Below are 22761 nucleotides of genomic sequence, written 5' to 3'. Positions count from 1 at the left end.
GGACTAGCCGAGCGGCCGAACGAGAATTTGCGTGGCGAGCGACTCGGGGATGCTCTCTTGCCACGCGTCTCCCTCCACGCTGACGGTCACCATCCCGAAGGGGGCGACCTCCGTGACCGTGAGCCGGGCCGCAGGCTCGATTCCAGCAGCGACCAGATACGAGAGGGTCTCCTCGTCCTGGGTCGTGATGCGGGTCACCTCGACCGCCGTCGACTCCCCGACCTCGACGAGGGCGACCGCGTCGGTGTCGGCCCGGACTGTCAGGTCTGCATCCGGAATCGGGTCGCCGTGGGGGTCGAACGCGGGACGACCGAGTTTGCGGTCTATCTCCCGGCAGAGCCGGTCGCTGATGTGGTGTTCCAGCGCATCCGCCTCGGCGTCGACCTCGCTGATGGCGAAGCCGAACTGTTCGGTCAACAGGGTCTCGACGAGTCGGTGCTTCCGGACGATTTCGAGGGCCGCCTGCTCGCCAGCGGGGGTGAGGACGATAGGCCGGTACGGTTCGCGGTCGATGAGCCCGCGCTCGGCGAGCGTGTCGAACATGCTCGTCACGCTGGGCTGGCTGACACCGAGGCGGGCTGCGAGCGACGAGTTCGACACGCGGCCCTCCGACGCGCGTTCGAGGGCGTAGATGTGCCGGAGGTAGTCCTCCATGACCGTGGTCAGAGAGCCGGTCCGGTCGCCGTCGTCCGGTGACTCCGGGCTGGTGGTCGCCATCTCAGTCGGAGGCGGGCTGGCTCTCGCTCGCGTCGATGCTGCCGACCTCCGGGGCGGTGTCGTCGCGGGTGCGAGCCTGAATCTTCCCGACGACGACGCTGACGGTGTAGATGCCGACGGCGACGAGGACGATGACGCCCCCGGCCGTGGCCTCGCCGTAGTAGGCCACACCGATGCCGAGCAGGACCGCTATCTCGGCCAGGACGACCGAGACGAGCAGCGACTCGGTGAAGCTTCGGGACACCTGTGCCGCCCCGGCGACGGGGACGACCAGCATCGCGGCGACGAGGATGACGCCCATTATCTGCATCGCGCCGACGACCACGAGCGCGGTCAGCATCACCATGACGCGGTTGTACCAGTTCACGTTGATACCAGAGACGGCGGCCGCCGTCTCGTCGAAAGTGACGTACAGGAGCTGGTTCCGGGTGAGTGCGACCACGCCGACGATGACGAGGAACAGCACAAGCAGGATGGCGGCGTTCTCCGCGGACACCGTCGAGAGGTTCCCGAACAGGTACTGGTTGATACCCACGGCGAGCCCGCCGGCGTTGATGCTGATGAGCACCGTCCCCAGCGCGAAGCCCGTGGAAAGGACGATGGCCATCGACACGTCGTTGTACGCGCCAGTCGCCTCGGAGATGAGCTCGATGAGCAGCGCCGCGATGACCGCGACGACGACCGCCGTCAGATACGGCGAGACGCCGAGGTCCAACACGGCGTTGAGGAACAGCCCGATGGCGACCCCGGCGAAGGCGGTGTGGGCCAGCGCGTCACCGATGAGCGCGAGCTGGCGGTGGACGAGGAAGGTCCCGATGAGGGGTGCCATCACGCCGATGCAGAGCCCGACGAGGATGGCGCGGTGCATGAAGCCGTACTGGAGCAGCTCGAGACCGGTCACGTCGTACAGCCCGTTCATCAGGGCGGTCCACAGCGTGAGGAACCAGTAGAACGGGGTGAGCACGGGGTCGAGTGGGCTGCCGGACTGGAGCGCCAGCCCTGCGAGCCCCGAGACGGCGGCGCTCATCGCGAACCACCCAGAAAGCTGGCGGCGGTCCCGAACGCTCTGCTCAGGGCGTCACTCTGGACGAACTCCTCGGTCGGGCCGTCGAAGTATATCTCGCGGTTGAGACAGACCACGCGCTCTGCGTGTTCGGTGACGGCGCTCAGGTCGTGCTCGATGAGGAGCACCGTGATGCCCTCCTCGTTGAGCGACTCGAGCAGGTCGTAGAACGCGTCGACCGACTCGGCGTCGACGCCGACGGTCGGCTCGTCGAGCACGAGCAGGTCGGCCTCGCCGGCGAGCGCCCGGGCGATGAACGCTCGCTGGCGCTGGCCGCCCGAGAGCTTGGTGACCCGGCGGTTCGCGAAGGCGGTCATGCCGACGGTCTCCAGGGCGCGGTCGACGATTGCCTCGTCCTCGGCCGACAGGCGGCCGAAGCCGACGTGGGGGAACCGCCCCATCCGGACGACCTCGCGAACCGTGATGGGCATCTCCTTCGAGGCGCTGGCGTGCTGGGCGACGTAGCCGATGCGCGAGCCATCGTCGAAGTCGTGCGAGGCTTCGCCGAACAGCCGTGCCTTGCCAACGTCCGGCCGCAACAGGCCGAGCATGAGCTTCATCAGCGTCGACTTGCCCGAGCCGTTCGGGCCGACCACGGCGACGTACTCGCCCTGGTCGATTCGGAGCGTGATGTCCTCGACGACCGGGGTTGCGGTGTAGCCGAAGTTCACGTTCGAGAGTTCGACGATGGCTCCACCGGTGGCGGCCGATTCCGCGGCCGCGTCGTCAGAACTCGCGCTCATTCGAAGTTCCTCCACTCGTCGGCCCAGCCGTCGGGGCCGACCTCCTCGGGTGCTTTGTTCCCGAGGACGACCTCGAACGTGGGCATGTTGATGTTGTACGCGATCTCCTCGTAGCCCCAGTCGTTCTCGACCCAGTCCTCGCGGACACCGGCATAGGGCGTGACCGGGAAGTACGCCGAGACGGGCGTCTCCGCGATGAGCTGCTTTGCGGGCTTGCGCGTCTCGAACACGCCGGCCCCGATGTACTCGATGTCGAACTCCTCGATGGTCTCTTTGGCCTTCGTGATGTCCGAGGGCTTTACGTCCCCGCTCGCGGCGAGGTTGACGACCAGCGGGCGCATCTCGACGCCGTAGCGGACGCCGATGTACTGGAACGCGTTGTGTGCCGCCAGCTGGACGACCTTCCGGTCGGCACGGTCGAAGATGTCCTGGTAGTCCGCATCGATGGTGTCGAGCACGTCGGTCTTGTACGTCTCCGCGTTGTCGCGGAACGTCTCCTCGTGGTCGGGTGCGAGCTCGACGAATCCCTCGGTGATGTTGTCGACCGAAATCTTCGCGCGCTGGGGGTCGAGCCAGAAGTGCGGGTCCATGCCGCGGCCTTCCCCGACACCTTCCTCTTCGGGGTCGAGGCTCGCCGCGAGGTCGGCCAGTTCGACGCCTTCGCGGACGTTGATGAGCTGCGTATCGACGTCGTCGTCTTTCAGCGTCTGGATGGCGCGGTCGGCCCACGGCTGGAAGTCCTTCCCGACGTGGATGAACGCGTCCGCCTCGATGATGTCGCGGGTGACGCTCGCGTTGGGCTCCCACCCGTGACCGTGCAGACCGGTCGGGATGAGGTTCTTCACCGTTACCGGCGTGTCTCTGGCGAGCTTTCGCGCGAAGTCGAAGAAACTGAAGAAAGACGCGACTGCGACGGGGCCATCGTCGTCCCCGCCCGAGGAGTCGCCGCTGTTCGTGCCGCCGGAGACGCTGCCGAGACAGCCGGCGAGGCCGGCACCGAGGAGACCGGAGCCTGCCGCCAGTGCCCGCCTCCGGGTCACTTTTCGTCCACTGCTCGAAGCGGAGTTGTGTTCTGCCATTACCTTGGTTAGAGTCATACCTGTACTTAGAAGTATTGTTCTAAACAACGAATTAGAGTACTCTAATTCTTGAACTGGGGTCGGTTCTGGGCACCCGGTTCCCGACGGAATCCGGTCGGCGTCGGTCCCGCAGCACCCCTACCACTTCGCCCCCGGACCATCGCGCGGCCGCTTGCTGGACCGGGTGTGGATGGGGAACGACCGAGTACGCCGGTCGCGTCGCGACGGCGGCTCCTCCAATCGAACCCCGGGCCCGTCGGCGACGCGGCCGGCCGACGCCCCGACCAGGCGAACCAGCGGGCCGAGCAGGCACTCGTCGCCGAAACGCTCTGAGAACCGGCCCGGCGTTCCAAAACCACTTAGCACCGGGGACCCCTCCCGACCGGTATGAACCGGGACCGCTTCGTCACACTCTCGCTGGTCGCGTTCGGGCTGGTGGTGACCAGCTTCGTCGTCCTCGGGGTGAGCAGGATATTCCTCGGCTACCGCACCGCACAGCTCCTGTCGGCCCCCATCGGTCTCGTCGGGTTCACGCTTGTCGTCGTCCTCTTCCTCGACGCGGTCAAGACCAGGGTCGTCGGCTCGCGAGACCAGTGACCTGGCAAGGGCGACCCGGTCAGCGGTCGTGGAGTTCGAACCGTTCGCGGCGGTACAGGTCTCTCTCGTCGCTCACGTCCTCGTCCAGCACGTAGCCGTAGCCGACGCTTCGGTCGTCGGGGTAGACGTGCAGTGAGCAACTCCGGACGGGGCTGTACACCGAGTGAATCTCGTTCTCGCGCGGGTCGACGACAGCAGCCTCGCCGGGTTCGGTCACGTCGCAGTCGAGAATGGAGAGCGTGTAGTGGTCGTCGGTGACCTGTTCGGCAGTCATGTCGACGACGTGGAGGAGGCCGTCGACCAGCACCTCGAAGCAGGGTCGCCCGTGGTGTTCGTGTGGCAGGAGGCTGTATCCCGGTGCCCACTCCATGAATCTGATGACGTGCCGACCAGACTCGCCGATGACCTTCTCCCGGGTGTACTGACCCGACTCGGCCGGGGCGGGTTCGACTCCGTGGAAAAAGCCCGGTTCTCCGATGGCCGCCTGCAGCAGGCCGGGCCCCTCCTCGACGAACGTGTCGTCGCCGCGGTCGAGGAGGGTCCCAAGTCGTTCGTACACGTCGCGAACCTGTTCGTTGGGCCCGGTCGAGTCGTCCTGACTCATGGCACGCCGTACTCGACAATCGGATAAAAGTGTATGTTACTGTCGTCGTAGATATGGGCTGTTTTCACTGGTTCTCTGGGCGTGATTCGTGGGGGACCTGCGAATTGCACCACGTGTGTGGTCGTCAGTCGGGCTCGGTCCGAAGAATTGCCTCGAGCTATGACGTGAGTCGCTGGCAGCGGTCGGCACGGAAGAAACGGTTTTTCCGCGCCCGGCCGAACCGTGGGGTATGAACGTGAACGCGGTGGCCGACCTCGGCCCCGACGAACGACGGGCGCTCTTCGAGCGCGACGCCGGTCTCGACGAGATTCGCGGGGACGTCCGCGACATCGTCGAGCGCGTCGCCGAGGAGGGCGACGTGGCTGTCCGGGAGTTCTCCGAGGAGTTCGACGGTGTGACGGTCGGGAACCTCGACGTCTCGGATGCGGCCGAGCGAGCCTACGACGACCTCGACGAGGACCTGCGCGAGACCATCGAGACGGCGGCGGCGAACGTCCGCGAGTTCCACGAACGGCAGGTTCCGGACGACTGGCGTGACGAGTTCGGCGGCGACGGTGGGTCCCGGGAACTCGGACGGCGCTTCCGCCCGCTCCAGCGCGTCGGCGTGTACGCGCCCGGTGGGACCGCGGCGTACCCGTCGTCGGTCATCATGGGCGTCGTGCCAGCGAAGGTCGCGGGCGTCGACGAGGTGGTGGTCTGCACCCCGCCCGCCGAGGAGATGAACCCGGTCACGCTGGCGGCCATCCACGCTGCCGGTGCAGACGAGGTGTACTCCATCGGTGGCGCACAGGCCGTCGCCGCGCTCGCCTACGGGACCGAGTCCATCCCGGCCGTCCAGAAGGTCGTCGGCCCGGGCAACCGCTGGGTAACGGCCGCGAAGGCCGAGGTCCAGGGCGACGTGGCCATCGACTTCCTCGCCGGCCCCTCGGAGATACTCGTCGTGGCCGACGAGACGGCGACACCCGAGTTCGTCGCGGCGGACCTCGTTGCACAGGCCGAACACGACCCGAACGCCTCGGTCGTCTGCGTCACCGACGACGAGGACCTGGCCGAGGCCGTCGCGGAATCGGTCGAGGAGCAGGCCCCAGCCCGCGAGCGCGAGGAGACCATCCGCGAGGCGCTCGACAACGACGCCTCGGGCGTGTTCGTCGCCCGGTCGATGAGCGAGGCCATCCTCTTCGCCGAGGAGTACGCCGCAGAGCACCTCTCCATCCAGGCCGACGACGACGAGGCGCTCCTCGAGCGCATCTCGAACGCCGGAAGCGTCTTCCTCGGCCCCTACACCCCGGTCGCGGCCGGCGACTACGCGTCGGGGACGAACCACGTGCTGCCGACCGGCGGTGGCGCGAAACTGCACGGTGGCCTCTCCGTGGACACGTTCCTCCGGTCGACGACGGTCCAGCGACTGGACCGTGACGGACTCGACTCGCTCGCCGACACCATCACGACGCTCGCAGAAGCGGAAGGACTGGACGCCCACGCCGAGAGCGTCCGCAGGCGGTTCGACTAGTCGAGGTTTTCGGGCCGCAGGCCGGTGTCGACGCCGATACCACAGACGGCGAGAGGGTCGCCGTCGTCGTCGGTGAGCAGTGTGGCGCTGATGCGTTTCGGTACCTTCTCGCCCGACTTCGTGAGTACCCGTGCCTCGTAGACGACGGTCTCGCCCTCGTGGACTCGTTCGATGACCGAAGCGATCTTCTCGTGGTCTTCTTCGGCGAAGAACGCCTCCGGGGGAAGCTCACGCATCTCCTGGTCGGTGTAGCCCACCAGGTCCTGCAACGACCTGTTCCAGCGCCACGCCGACCCGTCGGGGTGCGAGATGTAGAAGGTGTCGGGGAGGGCGTCGAGGGCGGCATCGAACAGTTCGCGCTCCTGTCTGAGCTCTCGTTCCGCCTCGTGCTGTTCGGTCAGGTCGTGGGTGTTGACGACCAGTCCCCGGACGGCGGGGTCCTCGCGGCGGTTCGTCGCCCGCGATTCGAGGACGTGCCAGGTCCCGTCTCCGTGCTCGAACCGGTAGGTCGTCGACGGCCGTAGCGCCGGGTCGTCGACGCACTCGTCGAACGAACGCACCACCTTCTCGCGGTCCTCCGGATGGACGTAGTCGAACGAGCAGTCTCCGAGCAGGTCGTCCGGCGGGTAGCCGAGAATCTGTTCGGCCGCCGGACTGACGTACTGGAACACCCCTTCGACGTCCAGAATCGCGACCGAGTCCGAGGAGTACTCGATGAGCGCCTGGTAGCGCTCTCTGTTCCGGCGACGTTCACGCTCGGCCCGGTACTTCGCGACCGCGTTCTCGATACGGTTCGCGAGGACGAGGTAGCGGTCCGTCCCACCGCCCTTCTGGAGGTACTCGGTGACGCCCGCCGAGATGGCTCGACTGGCGATCTCCTCGGAGCCCTTGCCCGTGAACAGGATGAAGGGGAGGTCGTGGTGGCGCTCCTGTACCGCCGCGAGGAAGGTCAACCCGTCCATCCCCGGCATGTCGTAGTCGCTCACGATGCAATCGAACGACGTGTCACCATCGAGTAACGCGAGCGCGGCGTCGACTGCCGTCTCCGTCTCAACGACGAAATCGTCGTGCTCGCGTTCGAGCATCGTCTTGGTCAGGTCGAGCAACGCGGGGTCGTCGTCGACGTGCAGGACACGAATCGGGCCCGACATTCAGTTTGTGAACCCATCGACGGGATTTAGAGGTATCGGCAGCCGACCTATCATGTCGGACTCTTCCGGCAACACAGTTAACATCCGTCGCGCCGATAGGTGGATACATGAGTACGGGAACTGCGGACGGGGAGGTCGGCCCCCGAATCGAGGTGACGGAGACGGCCGCCGAGGAGGCCCTGTCGTTGCTCGACGGCGAGGGGATGGACACCGACGTCTCTGGACTCCGGCTGTTCGTCCAGCAAGGCGGGTGTGCTGGCCTCTCGTACGGGATGCGATTCGACGACGAACCGGAACCGGACGACACCATCTTCGAGCATCACGACCTGCGGGTGTTCGTCGACCCGGCGAGCCTGAAGTACGTCGAGGGGAGTGTCCTCGACTACGAGGGCGGTTTGCAAGGCGCTGGCTTCCACGTCGAGAACCCGAACGTCGTCAGCGAGTGCGGCTGTGGCGAGTCGTTCCGGACGTAGCGACAGCATCGGCCGTTCGAGACAAGACTTATTCCTGACGTGTTCGCAGTGGTAACCATGTCCCCGAACCAGCAGTGGGAGTACAAGGTAGTCGACCTCTCTTCGTCTTTCTTCGGTCGCGAGACGAAGGTCGACGAGGAGTCGCTGAACGAACTCGGTGCACAGGGCTGGGAGCTGGTCGAGACGCTCTCGGAAGCGAGCGGGAACACGCAAGCGCTGGTGTTCAAGCGCGAGAAGTAGTCGGACCGGTACGACGCGAAAAGGCGTGAAACGCAAGCCCGCGTCTGGCTGGGGCGCGGGGTCGCTATGGAAGTGTGTCGCCAGTTGGTTACTCCTCCAGCTGGAATGCCACCTCCACTTCTGCCTGGTACTCGCGGTCGGGTGCCGAGGCGATTTCGACACCGAGTTCTTGCACCTCGATCCAGTGCACGTTGTTGAGTGTGTCCTGTGCCCGGTCGATGGCGTCGTCGGCAGCCGCTTCGAAGCTCTCGGAGCTGGTGCCGATGAGTGTTATCTTCTTGAATACCATTCGTGTGCTACCACTCACCATGGCAACTTAAAGCTAGCCGCGGCGTACGTCGGTTTTCCGCCTCAAAGACAGGCGACCGGAACCGCAGAACGCTGAAACCTGACTGACAGGCCGACTCACCTACCGACGACAGTGACCCGGTCGCTACCGGCGAGGCCGTGATGGCCTGACTCGTCCCGCTCCCACCGCAGCTGTGCCGTCTCGTCGTCGTGGTCGAAGCCGGCGTCTCCTGCGCGGAAGAACAACAGCAGGTCGTCGTGACCGTCGCCGTTCACGTCACGAACGACTGGACGGCCGACCGGGCGTGCACCGCCGCCACTCCCGACGGCATCGGGTGCGCCGAACCGGTAGCGAACGTCTCGTTCCGTCGGGTCGAACACGACCGTCCCACCGCCGTCATCCTCGAATTCGACGTAGTGAACCGCCACGGGAACGACTCCGCGAGCGCGGGGATTGACGTGATTGTGGGCCGTCCCCGGTCGCACGTCGACAGAGAGCTGTTCGGGGAAGTGTGCCGAGACGACGCCGGACAGGGCAGGCGCGGCCACGGCTGCCGTCGCCACCACGCTGGCGGCCCGGAGGAACGTTCGACGTGAGGTGTGGTGCTCGTCTCGTTGTCGCTCGTTCGACATCGGTGGCTGTAGATTCGCCGGGGCGACGGCTATCGTTTCTGGTCTGAGACTCGAAAATATGTGTTCCCAAGGTGCTATTTCTGCGGCTAGTGCGTCCGTTGCTCCAGCCGGTGCCGGATGGCCCCGGCCACGTCCGAGAGGTACGCCTGGCCCCAGATGGCGACGATGAGACCGCCGAGGGTATTGAACAGGAGGTCCCGCATGGTGTCGTCGACGCCGAACTGCGTGAGGAACGCCTTCCCCTCGTAGACGTTCGCGAGCAGCCCCAGCGCGAACTCGACAACCTCCCAGATGACCCCGAAGGCGATGACGAACGAGAGGATGAACACGAACGTAAAGCGGGGCGGGAGGTAGATGTCCTCGCGGTGTTCGTCGAGCGCCCGGACCGTCGCGTAGCCGGCGCCCGCGACGACCGAGGACGACAGCGCGTGGGTCATGTGGTCCCACCAGGAGGTGGCGACGTAGAGGTTCTTCGACATGCCGGGCAACCCGGCGGTCCCGAGCGCGTGCAGGAACACGGCCGAGGTTATCCAGAGCGTCAACCCGGCGTCCATCGGGATGCCGTAGTCGCGTTCGAGCAGCGCCGGCAGTTGCAACACGATGATACCGAGGCCAGCGTTGACGACGACGCCCGGGCTCGGCTGGTACAGGCCGACGAAGAACAGGCCGACGAGACCGACCTCCATGGCCCAGCTCAGTCGCTGCTGGGTGCGCTCGGAGATACCGAGGTAGTCACGAATCCTCATTCGTCCGCCACCTCCTCGGCGAGTTCACTCAGGCGGTCGTGGGTGACCTCCTCGGCGGCTTCGAGTGCCCGCCGGGCGACCTGCCGGCGCCGCCGGAAGTACAACTCGAAGGTGATGCCGGCCCCGAGTCCGGCGATGGTCGAGTAGACGAACTCCCACATCAGCAGGTCGAGGTCGTCTGGACCCTCGTAGAAGGCCGTCCCGAGGTAGAGGTGGCCCACCCACCTGATGATGGCCCAGATACCCGCGGCGGCGAGGGTCATGACGACGACCGTGAGGATGGCGAAGCCGACGGTCATCCGGACGGAGGTGAAGACGTGGAGTTCGACCGCGACGATGAGTGCGACGGCGGCGACCGCCAGGTAGGTCGCGAGCGCGCTCGACAGCGCGTTCGTGGCGAACACCCGGCCGATGACCGGGAGCGCCGCTAGCAGGAGCACTTCCCAGGGGAGCATCACCCGAGGGGACCGGAACGCCACCGGCGGGACGAGCGCGAGTGCGGTGACGCCGACGGCGAACGCTGCCCAGAGGCGCTCACCGAGCAGTGCTTCCTCGACGGCGGTCAGGGCGACGAGAGCGACGAGTATCCACGCGAGTACAGCGTTGATGCGATGTTCTTCGAACAGCCGACCGAGGTCCTGCGCCGACATAGGGGGTCGTTGGCACCCGGCTGGTAAAAAAGGCTACCCGACTCGCTGACTATCCCAGGGAGACCCCGAGCGAGCCAATCGTCGCCAGCGAGTAGAGCACGGCGTAGGCCGCGAGCGCGAGCGTGACCGCGGCGAGGCCGGTCAGGAACGCCGAGAACAGCCGGGCCGCATCCCACTCGCGCTGCAGTCGTCGAACGGACCGGAGCAGCCGGGCACGGAACACGTCGGGTGCGGCGGCGACGGTCCCGACCGCGAGGATGCTGAAGACGAAGTGGTACGAGACGTCGAGTGTCGGCGGTGGAATGAGGAAGGCGACGCCGCCGTAGGTGAGCCCTGCGAGGGCTCGGCCGAGTGCGCGGAGGTCGAACGCGGGGCGGAACTCTTCGGCGGCGTCGAGGACGACCCAGACGGCGAGCCACACCGTCAGAAGTTCGACGGCGAACGCGCCGAGCAAGTGCAAGGTCGGGTCGGGCGCGAGCGCGACGCGTTCCGTGAACACCACGGTGTCGAGGGGCCACAACATGTTGGGTGGCTCGCCGGTGAACAGGTCGCCCCATGGATGACTGGCGAGACCGAACAGCGCCAGTGCGAACGTCTCTCTGGCCCGAAGTGAGGTCCGCCACTGGACGACGACGGCGACCCCGACGCCTGCGAGGACGAACGCACCCATCACGACTGCGCCGAGCAGGGCGTGCTCGACGGTGGCGACGAGGACCAGTGAGAGAAGGATGGCCGACCCGGCAAAGCGGGCGCGGGACATCGAGCGACCCCGGACGGTCCAGAGGGCGAACCCGACGGCGGCCACCGGCGCGACGACGAGCGAGTGTGTCATCGCGCGGTGGACGAGGGTGCTCGCGGACCAGAACGCCTCCGTGACCGCGAACACGCCGGTGACGTCGGCGTGGACGACGCCGACGGTGGCGTACACCATGTCGGCGTCGGGGACGGCCGCGAACGCACCGGCGACGACGCCCGCGAGAAGCGCGCGGTCGCGGTCGACGCCGAGCCCACGCCCGAGCAGGGCGACGAGGGCGAACGCCAGGAGCGCGTGACCGACCATCATGTCTGGGTCTGGTACGATACGGAACCGGATAAGCTACTCGCCGAGTGCGGTTACGGCTCAGTTACGCGCGGGGACCGCCAGCGCAGACGCCAGCTTCTCCACCGGGTGGGGTGGTCGCTCCGCACCGGGTCGGTCCCCCAGCTGGGTCCGGCACGAGGACCCCGGCGCGACCGGTGTCCCGTCGGTGTCGTCGACCTGCTCGAACAGGAGACGGCCGATAGCCTGCGAGAGGTCGTAGTGCTCGGCCTCGTACCCGAAGCTCCCGGCCATCCCACAGCAGCCGGAGTCGAGCGGGTCGACCCGGTACCCGGCTCGCCGCAAGAGACCGACCGCGTGGTGGTCCCGTCCGATGGCCTTCTGGTTGCAGTGGCCGTGGTAGACCAGTCGTTCGTCGGGTTGGGTGAAGTCGATTCGCTGGTCGAGCCGGTGCTCGTCGAGGAACGCACAGACCCCCGAGGTCGCGGCCATCACCGCGTCTCGGTCCGCACTCTGTGACAGGAGGTCCGCGTACTCGTCTTGCACCATCACGGCGTCGGACGGCTCGACGAAGACGACGTGCCAGCCGTCGCGGACGCGCGGTGCGGCATCGGCGACGAACTGCTCGGCCCGCCTGCTCGCATCGTCGAGGAATCCGAGCGAGTACGCGGGGCGACCGCTGGGTCCGAGGTTCGGCGGGACCGCGACGTGAACCTGGGCCGCCTCCAGTACCCGCACTGCGGCCTTGCCGACGTCGGGGTCCGTGTAGTTCGTGTAGGTGTCTGGCACGAGGACGACGCGGTGGTCGGCCTCCGTTTCCGACACCGTCGACCCGCCGCGCGACGCGAACCAGTCGACCAGGCTCTCGCGCTGGAACGTCGGCAGCTCGCGGTCGGGTGCAACTCCAGCGACCGTCTCGGCCACGGCGCGAGCACCCGGTACCTTCGTCGCCCAGTTCGACACCGGGGCGAGGCTGCTCCCGAGTGCAGCCCACCGGTCGATGTCGCGGAACAGGCGCTCGCGCAGGCTCGCACCCTCGCGTTCGTGGTGCTGGTGTTTCAGTTCGGCCTTGAGCTTTGCGAGGTCGACCCCGGTCGGGCAGTCGCTGGCACAGCCCTTGCAGCCGACACAGAGGTCGAGCACCTCGGACTGGAAGCGTTCTGTGTGAATCTCGTCCTCGTCGAGTTCGCCGGAGATGGCCGCCCGCAGCATGTTCGCCCGGCCGCGGGTCGCCTGTATCTCCTCCTTGCTGGCGCGGTAGGTCGGGCACATCGTGTCCGAGCCATCCTCGCGACAGGTGCCACACCCGTTGCAGAGTTCGACGAGGTGCGAGAACCCGCCCTCGTCCGTGAAGTCGAGTGCCGTCTGTGGCTCGACCGTCTGGTAGGCCGGGCCGTACCGGAGATTCTCGCGCATGTCCGCGCCGACGCCGCGCTCTGAGGCCGGACCGTGGTCGTCGGCCGACTCGCGGTAGACGACGTTCCCCGGGTGACAGAGCCACTCCGGGTCGAAGGCGGTCTTCACGCGCTTGAACGCGTCCCAGAGGGCGGGACCGTACATCTTGGGCGTGAACTCGGTCCGGGCCATCCCGTCGCCGTGCTCGCCCGAGAACGCGCCGTGGTAGTCGAGCACGAGGTCGGTCACGTCCTCGGCGATGGCGTGCATCGTCTCGATTTCGTCCCCGGACTTGAGGTTGAGGATGGGCCGGATGTGCAGGGTGCCGACCCCCGCGTGGGCGAAGTACGCCGCCGAAGTGCCGTGGTTCTCCAGAATCGTCTGGAACTCCTGGACGTAGTCGGCGAGCCGGTCCGGTGGGACGGTCGCGTCCTCGATGAAGGGATACGGTTTCGGGTCGCCCTCCAGTGACATCAGGAGCGGAATCGCGGCCTTGCGGAGCTTCCAGAGCTTCGCCTGCTCGTCTGTGGTGAACGCTTCGATGCGGTCGAAGGCGGCCCCCTCGGTCTGGAGCGTGGTCGTCACGTCGGCCATCGCACCCTCGAAGTCGTCGTGCAGTTCGGAGTCGAACTCGACCATGAGCAGGGCCGCCGCGTCCGCGGGGATGGGTTCGGCGTACTCGGCATACGCTTGCGAGTCACGCGCCATCTCGACGACCCGGTCGTCGACGAGTTCGACCGCGCTCACGTCGTGGGAGAGCGCGTCTGGGACCGCCGCCAGCGCGGCCACGAGGTCGTCGTAGGCGTACACTGCGAGCACCCGCTTCTCCGGGCGGGTCACGAGGTCGAGTTCGGCCTCGACCACGACGCCGAGGGTGCCCTCCGCGCCGACAACGAGTTTGGCGAGGTTCATGACGCGCTCGCCGCCGTCCTCGCGAATCACCTTGTGGAGGTTGTACCCCGAGACGCTGCGTTTGAGGTCGGGATAGCGGTCGTCGATCTCCGTCTCGTTCGCCTCGACGATCTCGCGGACTGTCTGGTGTAGCTCTGCGACCCGGTCCCCGCGAGCCAGCAGGTCGTCCCACTCGGGAGAGTCGAGCACCACGTCACCGAACTCCGCAATCGTCCCGTCAGCCAGGACGACCTCGACCGAACTGACGTAGGCGTCGGTGATTCCATAGCGAACCGAGTGTGCGCCGGTCGAGTTGTTCCCGATGCCGCCGCCGACGGTGGCCCGGGCCGAGGAGGCCGGGTCCGGCGCGAACTGGAGGCCGTGTGGCTCCAGCACCGCGTCGAGGTCGTCCTGTACGACGCCCGGCTGGATTCGGGCGACCTGCGCCTCGGGGTCGACCGAGAGCACGTCGTCGAGTTCGACCGAGCAGTCGAGGACGACACAGCCGGGGCCGATTCCCTGCCCGGCCAGCGAGGTCCCTGCCCCGCGGGGCATGATTGGCACGTCGTACTCGGCCGCGACGGAGATGGCGGCCTGCACGTCGTCGGTGTCCCGGGGGACGACGACGCCCGCGGGCCGGGCCTGATAGATGCTCCCGTCGGTAGCGTACAGCACCTGCGCGTACTCGTCGAACCGAACCTCGCCGTCGACCGCCTCGCGGAGGTCGGCCGCGAGGTCGACGTACGCCTCGTCGTCGGGGTGGTCGAAGCCGAGCGCGTCGTGGCTGGGGCGTGGAGAACGGTCGGTCGCCATTGTCACACGTGAGCAGTGGACATGGTTTAACCATTCGGGAGAATTATCCCGGGGACACCACCTTTTTTGACCCGACCGAGCCAACGAGCGTCCATGTCCGAGATTCCTGACGCGCCCGACGTAGGCGAGTTGACACCACCCAATCGCACGCTGATGGGCCCCGGCCCGAGCGACGTCCACCCCCGCGTCCTCCGCGCGATGAGCACGCCGCTCGTCGGCCACCTCGACCCGTCGTTCATCGAGGTCATGAACGAGGTCCAGGAGCTGCTCCGGTACACGTTCCAGACCGGGAACAAGTGGACCATCCCGGTCTCGGGGACCGGCTCGGCGGCGATGGAGGCAGCTATCGGGAACGTCGTCGAACCCGGCGACACGATGCTCGTCCCGACCAACGGCTACTTCGGCGGTCGGATGGCCGAGATGGCCCGCCGCGCCGGCGGCGAGGTCGTCGAGGTCGACGCGCCGTGGGGCGAACCGCTCGACCCGGCCGATGTTGCTGACGCCTTCGACACCTACCAGCCCGACGTGTTCGGGTTCGTCCACGCCGAGACGAGTACTGGCGTTCGACAGCCCCGGGTGTCCGAACTCACCAGCATCGCCCACGAGCACGACGCGCTCGTCATCGCGGACACCGTCACCAGCATCGGCGGGGTCGAGTTGCGCGTAGACGAGTGGGACATCGACGTGGCCTACGCCGGACCGCAGAAGTGTCTCTCCTGTCCGCCGGGAGCCTCCCCGCTCACGCTCAACGACGCCGCGATGGACAAGGTGCTCGCCCGCGAGGAGCCCGCCCGGTCGTGGTACCTCGACCTCTCGCTGCTCGAGGGATACTGGGGCGACGAGCGCGCCTACCACCACACCGCGCCCATCACGAACGTCTACGCCCTGCGCGAGGCACTCCGTCTCGTCGCCGAGGAGGGCATCGAGAACCGCTGGGACCGCCACCACGAGATGGCGAACGCACTCAAGGCCGGTGTCGAGGCCATGGGCATGCAGATGAACGCCGCCGAGGAGTTCTGGCTCCCGAGCCTGAACGCGGTCCGCGTCCCCGAAGGTGTCGAGGACGGCGAGGTCATCTCCCGGCTCATCGAGGACTACGACCTCGAAATCGCCGGCGGCCTCGGCGCGCTCTCGGGCGACATCTTCAGGATCGGCTGCATGGGCCACTCCGCACGCCCGAAGAACGTCTCCTACCTGATGAGCGCGCTGGGTGCGGTGCTCGACGACCTCGACGCCGACGTGGACGCGGAAGCCGGTATCGCGGCGACGGCAGCGCGGCTCTAGGCAACTGGTTCCCTATTCGCGAAAAGATTCGAGCGCCGGTCTAACTCGGCGGGGCGCGTGCGACCTCGTACTGGTCGTCGTCGTCGACGCCGATGACAGCCCACTCGTAGGTCGGATTCGTCTCCTGGACCTTGCGACGAATCCGGTTCGCTCGCTCCTTGTTCGTCACGAAGCAGTGCAGGGCTGCTGTTTCAGCAGCCGGTAGCTCACGTAAGTCCGTGGTCGCAGTCACGTGCACGACCTTCCAGTCGCGTTCTGCTCTGAACTCGTCCCCGTCCCCAGTGACGGTGTACCCCAGGCGGTCGAAAACCCTCCTGGCCTGCTCGCCGATGTGGCGGTTCGTGTTAACAGGGCACATTCGCTAGTCCGTACCGCAGCAAAGGTAATAAATATTCACCCGTTTTGCACGTTCGAAATCAAGACCGCTCGGGAGGTACAGTTACGAATCAAATCTCTACGTGATTTCTCACCATCCGTTTCGACCGGGGACCGGGGCGGCCGATTCTCCGGGGCAGTTGTCCTCATCCGCGTGTCTTCACCTGCGCAGGTGGCAGCCCGTTTGCATCCGGACCAGTGGTAAGCCACGGTTACGAGCCGATTCAGTCGAGGTTACAGCGCACCCGGATGGGCGGGCGGGTCGAAGGGCGGTCGATGCACGGGCCGGACGGTCCAGAAAACAGGCCCTGTTACTCGTGGGCCGCGTCCCACTCCGTGGGCTTGCGGAGGTTCCCACACGAATTGCACTGGATGCGGCCCATCGTGTCCATCGCGTTGTCGAACGTCTCGCAGTTCGCACAGAAGTAGCCGTACTTGCGCTCCTGGTCGGCGGTGCGGTAGACGACGAGGAAGGGGGCTTTCGAGCCGCGGTCGCCCTCGCGCTGGGAGACGTACACCGTCTCGCCGTCCGCCGTAACGTGTTCTTCCAGTGCGGATTCGCTCATAGCCACCGCTTGGAAGGGGGCCTGCTTAGGTCTGTTCGTCTTCTACCTGGCGCAGGACGGCAGACTGGCCGTCGAAGGTGAACCGGAACGGCTCCCCGCCCGCGGTGAGCCAGTGGCGATTCGGTGTCCGGTACCGGACCGCCGAGACGTTCGGCCGGGTCAGGAACGGAATCGTGTTCCGGAGGTGTTCGCTCTGCATCACCTGTTCCGCGACGAGCGTCGTCTCCGCCGACGATGCTGGTTCCAGCACCGTCGCTTCCAGGTTCGAGGTGCCGTCGTGCCCTGGTGCAGTCACCTCGACTGTCTCGCCATCCTGCTGGACCGACACGCCCTGTTCGGCCTCGACCGTGACCGGCGGGGCGTCGACCTCGACCAGTGCAGCGGCGTAGTCGAACAGTCCTTCGGCGGCGTACATGACGCCGAACGCGTACGTGCCGCCGCCGAGATGCCCCATCGAGAGACTCCCGGGCGCGTCCAGCGCCTCACCGTTCGTCGCGAGGAGAGACCACGACTCCACCTGCCCCGGGTCCAGTGGGGCCTCGCTCGGTCGAACAGCCCCCGTACGGAGGGACTTCCAGCCGTCCCCGTGACGCTTGTACAGTTGCCAGTTCTTCCGGTACCCTGTGACGGGTTCTGTGGTGTGATTGACGAGGTCGAACTGTGGGCTGGCAGGGAGTGTGACCCGCTCCTGGCTCGGCCGGAGGAACACGGGAGACTGTCGGGTCGTCTGATGAAACCAGAGCGTGGTCTCGGGGTCCTGCCCCAGCGGTGGAACCGACCGTCCCTGAAAGGCCGAGAGCGGGTCGGGGCCGGGTGCGTCACGCGCCCACGCGACGACGGAGAACTTCCGTAGCCGCTGGTAGCGACCCGTCGGGAAGCCGTCTCCACCAGCAGTGAGCAGTGCGTACTCGCCGGTGATGGCCTCCCCGGCGTCGAGTTCGAATTCTCGGGGGAGCCAGTCCTCGACGTCCTCCGCGAGCTGCCAGTGCCCGGATTGCCCCCGTGTCCATTCTGGTGGCTCGTCCACGAGTGGGTGTGCCTCCGTCGGTGCCAGGACGACGTGCACGTCTTCCCGGCGAGAAGACTCCGTCTGGCGGGCTGCGACCGGCGACGACCCGAAGAATGGGACCGACGTGTTCTCGACCGTTTCGGCCCAGTCGTTCTGGTTCCGAACGGTCGCCCGGAGTCGGGCTGGGTGCTCGGCCGTCGCGGGTGCCGTGAACCCGGTAGAGACGACGATGCCGTCTCTCGCCTCCGTCTTTCTCGGTGTGATCGCGACGGTCCGGTTTCCGACCTCGAACTGCATGGCGGCCTTCCCGGCGTCGACCGGCTGGAGGGCTTGTGCGTCTTCCCGTTCCTCGACAGTCACCTGCAGTTCGTCGTCATCGTCGGTGTCTGGCTGTCGGGTCGGTGCCTCGAACGGTTCGCGCTCGGACCTGGCGAACAGTCCGGAACAGCCGGCGGAGAGGGCAGTCCCACAGAGAGCGAGGTAGTGGCGGCGCTGCATGGTCCGGACGTGACAGGGACATTGTAAAAGCTTTCAGTAAGGTGAGGCGCTGGTTTCAGCGACGAACGCACGAGTGCGTGCCGACCCGGGCCCGCAAGAAATTTCTCTCCCGCCAACAGGATTTCGACCATGTCCCTCCGTCTTCTCCACTACGCTGACCTCGAAGCCGCCTACGACGTGCCAGAGCGCGTCGGCCGCCTCGTCACGGCCATCGACGAGTTGCGCGACGCGCACACCGTCGTCACCGGCGGTGGCGACACGACCGGCCCCAGCGTGCTCTCGATGGCGACGGGCGGACGACAGGCGTTCGACTTCTTCGAGGCGGTCCAGCCCGACGTGGACGTCTTCGGCAACCACGAGTTCGACGATTCGCCCGAGCGAGCAGTGGAACTCGCCCGTGAGTCGCCACAGACCTGGCTCAACGCGAACGTCTTCGACGACGGGGTGCGTTTCGCCCGCGAGGAGACCGACCCGGTGACCGTCGTCGAGACGGCCGAGGCCAGCGTCGGCCTGTTCGGCCTGTCGCCGCCGGACCTCTCCGACATCAAGCCCCACCTCGACTTCGACGTGACGGACCCGGTCGAGGCCGGACGAGAAGCCGTCCGCGCCATCCGCGACCAGTACGACGTGGACCACGTCGTCGGGGTCTCGCACTGCGGCGACGACACCGACCTCGCCGAGCACATCGACGCCGCGGCCGTCCTCGGCGGCCACGACCACGACACCCGCGACGAGGTGGTCGCGGGAACGCGGCTGGTCAGGACGGGCGCGGCCGGGCGCTACCTCGTGGAAGTTCGCATCGAGCGCGATGGGAGCACCGAGACGCGCTGGCACGACGTGACCGAGTTCGACCCGGACGAGGCGGTGACGGCGTCGCTCCGGGACCGACTCGCAGAGCTCGGTCTCGGCGAGACCGTCACCGAGGTCGACGGCCCGGTCTCGCGGGACGTGCGAGACGGAGCCTCGCCAGTCGGGTACTTCGTCGCCGAGGCGTTCCGCAGAGCCGGTGACGGCGCCGACGCGGACCTCGGCCTCATCAACAGCCTGACGATGCGGGACTGCGGCGTGCCCCTCGACGGCGAGGTGACACTTGCCGACCTGCACTCGCTGGTGCCCTTCGGCGGGGAACTCGTGACCCTCGACCTCTCGGGGACTGACCTGCGCGCCGTCGCGAGGGAGGCTGCTGGGTGGCACCTCGACCGCGACGTCGAACTCTGGAACGGGCAGTTCGCCGGAATGGACCTCGTCTGGAACGAGTCCTCGGGCCGCGTCGTCGAGCTTTCTGTCGATGGCGACCCGGTCGTCACGGGCGGCAACCTGGTCGCACCCGACCGTCGGTTCACACTGACGACCATCCGGTACCTCGCCGTCGAGGACGTGGAGTACCCGACGCTCACCGAGGAGATGGTCGTCGCCGAACCCGGCGTGGTCCACGACGCGATGGCGGCTCGGGCCCGCGGGCACGGGATTCCCACGCGGCCGCCTGGCTGGCTGACGCGTCGCCGCTCCCGGCAGAAGTCGAAGCCGACAAGACGGTAGTCCGACTCACACGAGCCATGGCCCTCCGCATCCTCCACTACGCCGATATCGAACGTGCGACGGACGAGCCACGCCGCCTCGGCCGACTCGTCGGCCTCGTCCACGAACTGCGTGACGAGGAGACCCTCGTCGTCGGCGCGGGCGACAACCTCGCCCCCGGCGTGCTCTCGCTCGTGACGAAGGCTCGTCAGGCGGTCGACTTCTTCGAGGCGGTCCAGCCCGACGTCGAGACGTTCGGGAACCACGACTTCGACCACGGCCCCGGGGTGACCCGCGAACTGGTCCGAGACTCGCCGATGCCGTGGGTCTGTGCGAACGTCTTCGAGGACGAGACCGCCGACGCCGACCTGTTCGCCAGCGAGCACGACACCGTCCCCTGGCTCGTCGCCGAGGCGGGCGAACACCGCGTCGGCATCGTCGGCGTGACGACGCCCGATACGCCCGACATGAATCCCAGGGCGACCTCGCTCGACTTCCGCGACCCGGTCGCGGCGGCGACCGACGCCGTCGCCGAAGTCCGCGAACGTGACCCGGACCACGTCGTCGTGGTCTCGCACATGGGCAGTGGCGACGACCGACTCGCCGAGGAACTCGACGTGGACTGCATCCTCGGCGGCCACGCCCACCGGGAGCGCGTGGCTCACGTCGAGGGCACCCTGGTCGTCCGCCCCGGTGCCACCGCCAGCGGCCTCGGCGAGGTCGTCTTCGACGGCCGCCCGCGGGCCTACCGGCACCCGCTCCGGGACGCTCCGGTCCACGAGGGCATCGTCGAGGCGCTGGAAGCGCGCCGCCGGGAGGCCGGACTCGCGGATGTCGTCGACACCGTCGAGGACCCGATTCCAGTCACCAGAAACGCGTCGAAGCAGGGCGAGAGCCGCGTCGGCAACCTCGTCACCGACGCCTACCGGTGGGTGGCCCAGTCCGACGTGGCGGTCCACTCCACGGGCGGCCTTCGGCCCGGTGACGACCTCGCCGGTGAGGTGACGGCGGCCGACCTCGTCGGTGTGTGTCCGTTCGAGAACGACCTCGTCCGACTCCAGGTCAGCGGGGTGCAACTCCGTCGGACCGTCGCCAACCTCGGGCTCGCACAGTACGACCCGTCCGACATCGAGCCGCACTGGTTCGGCCACGTCAGCGGGCTCGAAATCGTGTGGGACGACGAACACCGCCGCCCCCGCTCCATCGAGGTGGCTGGCGAACCGGTCGACGACGAAGCGACCTACACGCTCGCGACTTCGGCGTACTACGTCGATTCCTCGCACCTGTTCGATGCCTTCGACCGCGAGGACGTGACCGACGAGTTCGGCCCGCAGTACGAGGCCATCGTGGCGTACTGCCGCGAGTGCGGCATCGATGCGGAACTGGAGGGGCGTCTCCACCGCCCCCTGCTCGACGGCCGGACCGTCGTGGGTCGTCCGGACTGAGCGGGGTCCGGGCCCATCCCGTGTCGAAGCGTACTTGCGAACCCACCTGCAAGCGTGCCAGTATGTCCCCCCGCCTTCTCCACTACTCCGACGTCGAGAACGCCTACGACGACCCGGAACGAATCGGTCGCCTCGCCGGAACCATCCGCGACCGCGACGGCGACGACGCGCTCGTCGTCGGGACCGGCGACAACACCGCGCCGGGCGTGCTCGCGCTGGTCAACGAGGGCCGTCAGGCCATCGACTTCTTCGCGGCCATCGACGCCGAACTGGAGACGTTCGGGAACCACGACTTCGACTTCGGGGCCGACGCGACCCGACACCTCGTCCGCGACTCTCCACAGACCTGGCTCACCGCGAACGTCCGCCAGAACGGTGACCGCTTCGCCAGCGACCACACCGAGACGTGGACCATCCGCGAGGTCGACGGTGCCCGCATCGGCTTCTTCGGCGTCACCGACCCCCGCACGCCCTCGATCAATCCGGCCGCAACCGGCCTGCACTTCACCGACCCCGTCGCGGCCGCCGAAGAAGCGGTCGCCGAACTCCGCGCCGAGGGTGTCGACTATGTGGTCGCGGTGTCCCACCTCGGGAGCGACGACGAGGAACTGGCCGTCTCCGTCGACGTGGACTGCATCCTCGGCGGGCACGTCCACAGCGTGGTCGAAGAGCGCATCGACGACACGTTATTGGTCCGGCCCGGGGTCAACGGTGCAGCCGTCTTCGAGATAGAACTCGGTCCCGACGGCGCGAACGCGACCCGGCACGACCCGCGCGAGGGCCCGCTCGACGAGTCGGTCGCCGAAATCTTGCGAAGCCGGATGGAGGAGGCCGACCTGACCGAGGTCGTCGCCTCGGTCGACGAGCCCATCTCCCGGAGTCACGCCGCGGCCTTCCGCGGCGAGAGCCGTATCGGCAACTTCGTCGCCGACGCGTACCGGTGGACGACTGACGCGGACGTGGGGCTCCAGAACTCCGGCGGCATCCGCGAGGGCGACGACCTCGCGGGCGAGGTGACCGTCGGCGACCTCATCTCGGTCGTCCCGTTCAAAGAACCCGTCACGGTCGCCGAGCTGACGGGCCAGGAACTACTCGACACGCTCCGGCAGGCCAGCGGTGCGAACGTCGCCTTCGGTGAACCCGACTGGTGGCACGCCCACCTCTCCGGGGCCCACGTCACGTGGGACCGCCAGACACACGAACTCGTCCGGGCGACGGTCGACGGTGACCCCATCGACCCCGGGGCGACCTACACTCTCGCGACGACGGACTACCTCTTCCACACCGACCACGAGTTCCCCGCGCTCGACGACCAGCATCGCACCGACACCTACGACATCCAGTACGAGGTGTTGGCCGAGTACGCCCGGGAGTGCGGCGTGGACCCGACGGTCGAGGGGCGAGTCGTCTGGGACGGCGAGGACCGCTGAAGAC

The 22761-nt window shown here is 67.4% G+C and carries 24 protein-coding genes; 9 read left to right on the top strand and 15 right to left on the bottom strand.

The window, feature by feature from the left end:
• Nucleotides 1-3: 3 nt before the first annotated feature.
• From ACSC1R_RS16515 to ACSC1R_RS16500, 4 genes are read right to left on the bottom strand one after another with little or no spacing between them, the layout of a single operon-like run.
• Nucleotides 4-717 carry a metal-dependent transcriptional regulator gene (locus ACSC1R_RS16515; protein WP_439026818.1) on the bottom strand — a complete coding sequence of 238 codons (714 nt, stop codon included), beginning with the start codon at nt 715-717 and terminating at the stop codon, nt 4-6.
• A 1-nt stretch (nt 718) separates the two neighbouring features.
• Nucleotides 719-1744: a metal ABC transporter permease gene (locus tag ACSC1R_RS16510; protein ID WP_439026817.1), complete on the bottom strand. Its 1026-nt coding sequence runs from the start codon at nt 1742-1744 to the stop codon at nt 719-721.
• Nucleotides 1741-2523 (bottom strand): metal ABC transporter ATP-binding protein, encoded by a 783-nt coding sequence (locus tag ACSC1R_RS16505; protein ID WP_439026816.1) that lies wholly within the window; start codon nt 2521-2523, stop codon nt 1741-1743. Before ACSC1R_RS16505 ends, ACSC1R_RS16510 begins: the two co-directional genes overlap by 4 nt.
• Entirely contained in the window at nt 2520-3602 is a 1083-nt protein-coding gene (locus ACSC1R_RS16500; RefSeq protein WP_439026815.1) for a metal ABC transporter substrate-binding protein, read from the bottom strand. Before ACSC1R_RS16500 ends, ACSC1R_RS16505 begins: the two co-directional genes overlap by 4 nt.
• Nucleotides 3603-3788: 186 nt before the next feature.
• Here ACSC1R_RS16500 and ACSC1R_RS16495 point away from each other — a divergent pair, with 186 nt between their 5' ends.
• Entirely contained in the window at nt 3789-3935 is a 147-nt protein-coding gene (locus ACSC1R_RS16495; RefSeq protein WP_439026814.1) for a hypothetical protein, read from the top strand.
• Nucleotides 3936-3989: 54 nt separating this feature from the next.
• Entirely contained in the window at nt 3990-4199 is a 210-nt protein-coding gene (locus ACSC1R_RS16490) for a hypothetical protein (RefSeq protein ID WP_439026813.1), read from the top strand.
• Between the two features lie 19 nt (nt 4200-4218).
• On the opposite strand, the gene ACSC1R_RS16485 is transcribed toward ACSC1R_RS16490, so the two are convergent.
• Entirely contained in the window at nt 4219-4803 is a 585-nt protein-coding gene (locus ACSC1R_RS16485) for a hypothetical protein (RefSeq protein ID WP_439026812.1), read from the bottom strand.
• Between the two features lie 229 nt (nt 4804-5032).
• Between ACSC1R_RS16485 and hisD the strand changes: the two genes are divergently transcribed.
• Nucleotides 5033-6313 (top strand): histidinol dehydrogenase, encoded by a 1281-nt coding sequence (gene hisD / locus ACSC1R_RS16480; RefSeq protein WP_439026811.1) that lies wholly within the window; start codon nt 5033-5035, stop codon nt 6311-6313.
• Here the strand turns inward: hisD and ACSC1R_RS16475 are convergent.
• A complete protein-coding gene (locus tag ACSC1R_RS16475) occupies nt 6310-7464 on the bottom strand; it encodes a PAS domain S-box protein (RefSeq protein ID WP_439026810.1) in 1155 nt (384 codons plus the stop codon). The two genes, hisD and ACSC1R_RS16475, sit on opposite strands and share 4 nt — an antisense overlap.
• Before the next feature lie 107 nt (nt 7465-7571).
• Here ACSC1R_RS16475 and ACSC1R_RS16470 point away from each other — a divergent pair, with 107 nt between their 5' ends.
• Together ACSC1R_RS16470 and ACSC1R_RS16465 are read left to right on the top strand one after the other, a co-directional pair.
• The gene (locus ACSC1R_RS16470; protein ID WP_439026809.1) at nt 7572-7937 is read left to right on the top strand and encodes a HesB/IscA family protein; all 366 of its coding nucleotides are present in this window, start codon (nt 7572-7574) and stop codon (nt 7935-7937) included.
• A gap of 57 nt (nt 7938-7994) precedes the next feature.
• Nucleotides 7995-8177 (top strand): DUF4177 domain-containing protein, encoded by a 183-nt coding sequence (locus tag ACSC1R_RS16465; protein ID WP_439026808.1) that lies wholly within the window; start codon nt 7995-7997, stop codon nt 8175-8177.
• A gap of 88 nt (nt 8178-8265) precedes the next feature.
• Here ACSC1R_RS16465 and ACSC1R_RS16460 read toward each other — a convergent pair whose 3' ends face one another.
• The 6 genes from ACSC1R_RS16460 to ACSC1R_RS16435 form a co-directional block, all read right to left on the bottom strand.
• Nucleotides 8266-8466 (bottom strand): dodecin, encoded by a 201-nt coding sequence (locus tag ACSC1R_RS16460; RefSeq protein WP_439026807.1) that lies wholly within the window; start codon nt 8464-8466, stop codon nt 8266-8268.
• 116 nt (nt 8467-8582) lie between these two features.
• A complete protein-coding gene (locus tag ACSC1R_RS16455) occupies nt 8583-9098 on the bottom strand; it encodes a hypothetical protein (RefSeq protein ID WP_439026806.1) in 516 nt (171 codons plus the stop codon).
• An 86-nt stretch (nt 9099-9184) separates the two neighbouring features.
• Complete coding sequence (locus ACSC1R_RS16450; RefSeq protein ID WP_439026805.1) at nt 9185-9844, bottom strand: hypothetical protein; 660 nt, start codon at nt 9842-9844, stop codon at nt 9185-9187.
• Nucleotides 9841-10494 carry a hypothetical protein gene (locus ACSC1R_RS16445; protein ID WP_439026804.1) on the bottom strand — a complete coding sequence of 218 codons (654 nt, stop codon included), beginning with the start codon at nt 10492-10494 and terminating at the stop codon, nt 9841-9843. Before ACSC1R_RS16445 ends, ACSC1R_RS16450 begins: the two co-directional genes overlap by 4 nt.
• 49 nt (nt 10495-10543) lie before the next feature.
• Complete coding sequence (locus tag ACSC1R_RS16440) at nt 10544-11557, bottom strand: metal-dependent hydrolase (RefSeq protein WP_439026803.1); 1014 nt, start codon at nt 11555-11557, stop codon at nt 10544-10546.
• A 57-nt stretch (nt 11558-11614) separates the two neighbouring features.
• On the bottom strand, nt 11615-14632 hold the full coding sequence (locus ACSC1R_RS16435; protein ID WP_439026802.1) for an FAD-binding and (Fe-S)-binding domain-containing protein: 3018 nt from the start codon (nt 14630-14632) through the stop codon (nt 11615-11617).
• A 93-nt stretch (nt 14633-14725) separates the two neighbouring features.
• On the opposite strand from ACSC1R_RS16435, the gene ACSC1R_RS16430 reads away from it, so the two are divergent.
• Nucleotides 14726-15916 carry a pyridoxal-phosphate-dependent aminotransferase family protein gene (locus ACSC1R_RS16430; protein ID WP_439026801.1) on the top strand — a complete coding sequence of 397 codons (1191 nt, stop codon included), beginning with the start codon at nt 14726-14728 and terminating at the stop codon, nt 15914-15916.
• Nucleotides 15917-15956: 40 nt separating this feature from the next.
• Here the strand turns inward: ACSC1R_RS16430 and ACSC1R_RS16425 are convergent, their stop codons facing one another.
• The 3 genes from ACSC1R_RS16425 to ACSC1R_RS16415 all read right to left on the bottom strand — a co-directional run bounded on the left by ACSC1R_RS16425 (nt 15957) and on the right by ACSC1R_RS16415 (nt 18364).
• A complete protein-coding gene (locus ACSC1R_RS16425; protein WP_439026800.1) occupies nt 15957-16274 on the bottom strand; it encodes a DUF7116 family protein in 318 nt (105 codons plus the stop codon).
• Between the two features lie 328 nt (nt 16275-16602).
• The gene (locus ACSC1R_RS16420) at nt 16603-16857 is read right to left on the bottom strand and encodes a DUF5816 domain-containing protein (protein ID WP_439026799.1); all 255 of its coding nucleotides are present in this window, start codon (nt 16855-16857) and stop codon (nt 16603-16605) included.
• Between the two features lie 25 nt (nt 16858-16882).
• Nucleotides 16883-18364: a hypothetical protein gene (locus tag ACSC1R_RS16415; protein WP_439026798.1), complete on the bottom strand. Its 1482-nt coding sequence runs from the start codon at nt 18362-18364 to the stop codon at nt 16883-16885.
• A gap of 129 nt (nt 18365-18493) precedes the next feature.
• Here ACSC1R_RS16415 and ACSC1R_RS16410 point away from each other — a divergent pair, with 129 nt between their 5' ends.
• The 3 genes from ACSC1R_RS16410 (at nt 18494) to ACSC1R_RS16400 (ending at nt 22757) form a co-directional block, all read left to right on the top strand.
• Entirely contained in the window at nt 18494-19903 is a 1410-nt protein-coding gene (locus ACSC1R_RS16410) for a bifunctional metallophosphatase/5'-nucleotidase (RefSeq protein ID WP_439026797.1), read from the top strand.
• Nucleotides 19904-19920: 17 nt separating this feature from the next.
• A complete protein-coding gene (locus ACSC1R_RS16405; RefSeq protein ID WP_439026796.1) occupies nt 19921-21327 on the top strand; it encodes a bifunctional metallophosphatase/5'-nucleotidase in 1407 nt (468 codons plus the stop codon).
• Between the two features lie 62 nt (nt 21328-21389).
• Complete coding sequence (locus tag ACSC1R_RS16400; RefSeq protein ID WP_439026795.1) at nt 21390-22757, top strand: bifunctional metallophosphatase/5'-nucleotidase; 1368 nt, start codon at nt 21390-21392, stop codon at nt 22755-22757.
• The last annotated feature ends 4 nt before the right edge of the window (nt 22758-22761 follow it).

Source organism: Haloarchaeobius ordinarius (assembly GCF_051801355.1).
Classification (GTDB): Archaea; Halobacteriota; Halobacteria; order Halobacteriales; family Natrialbaceae; genus Haloarchaeobius.
Note: the sequence above shows the minus strand (reverse complement) of the source record. Positions and strands in the feature narration are given on the sequence as shown.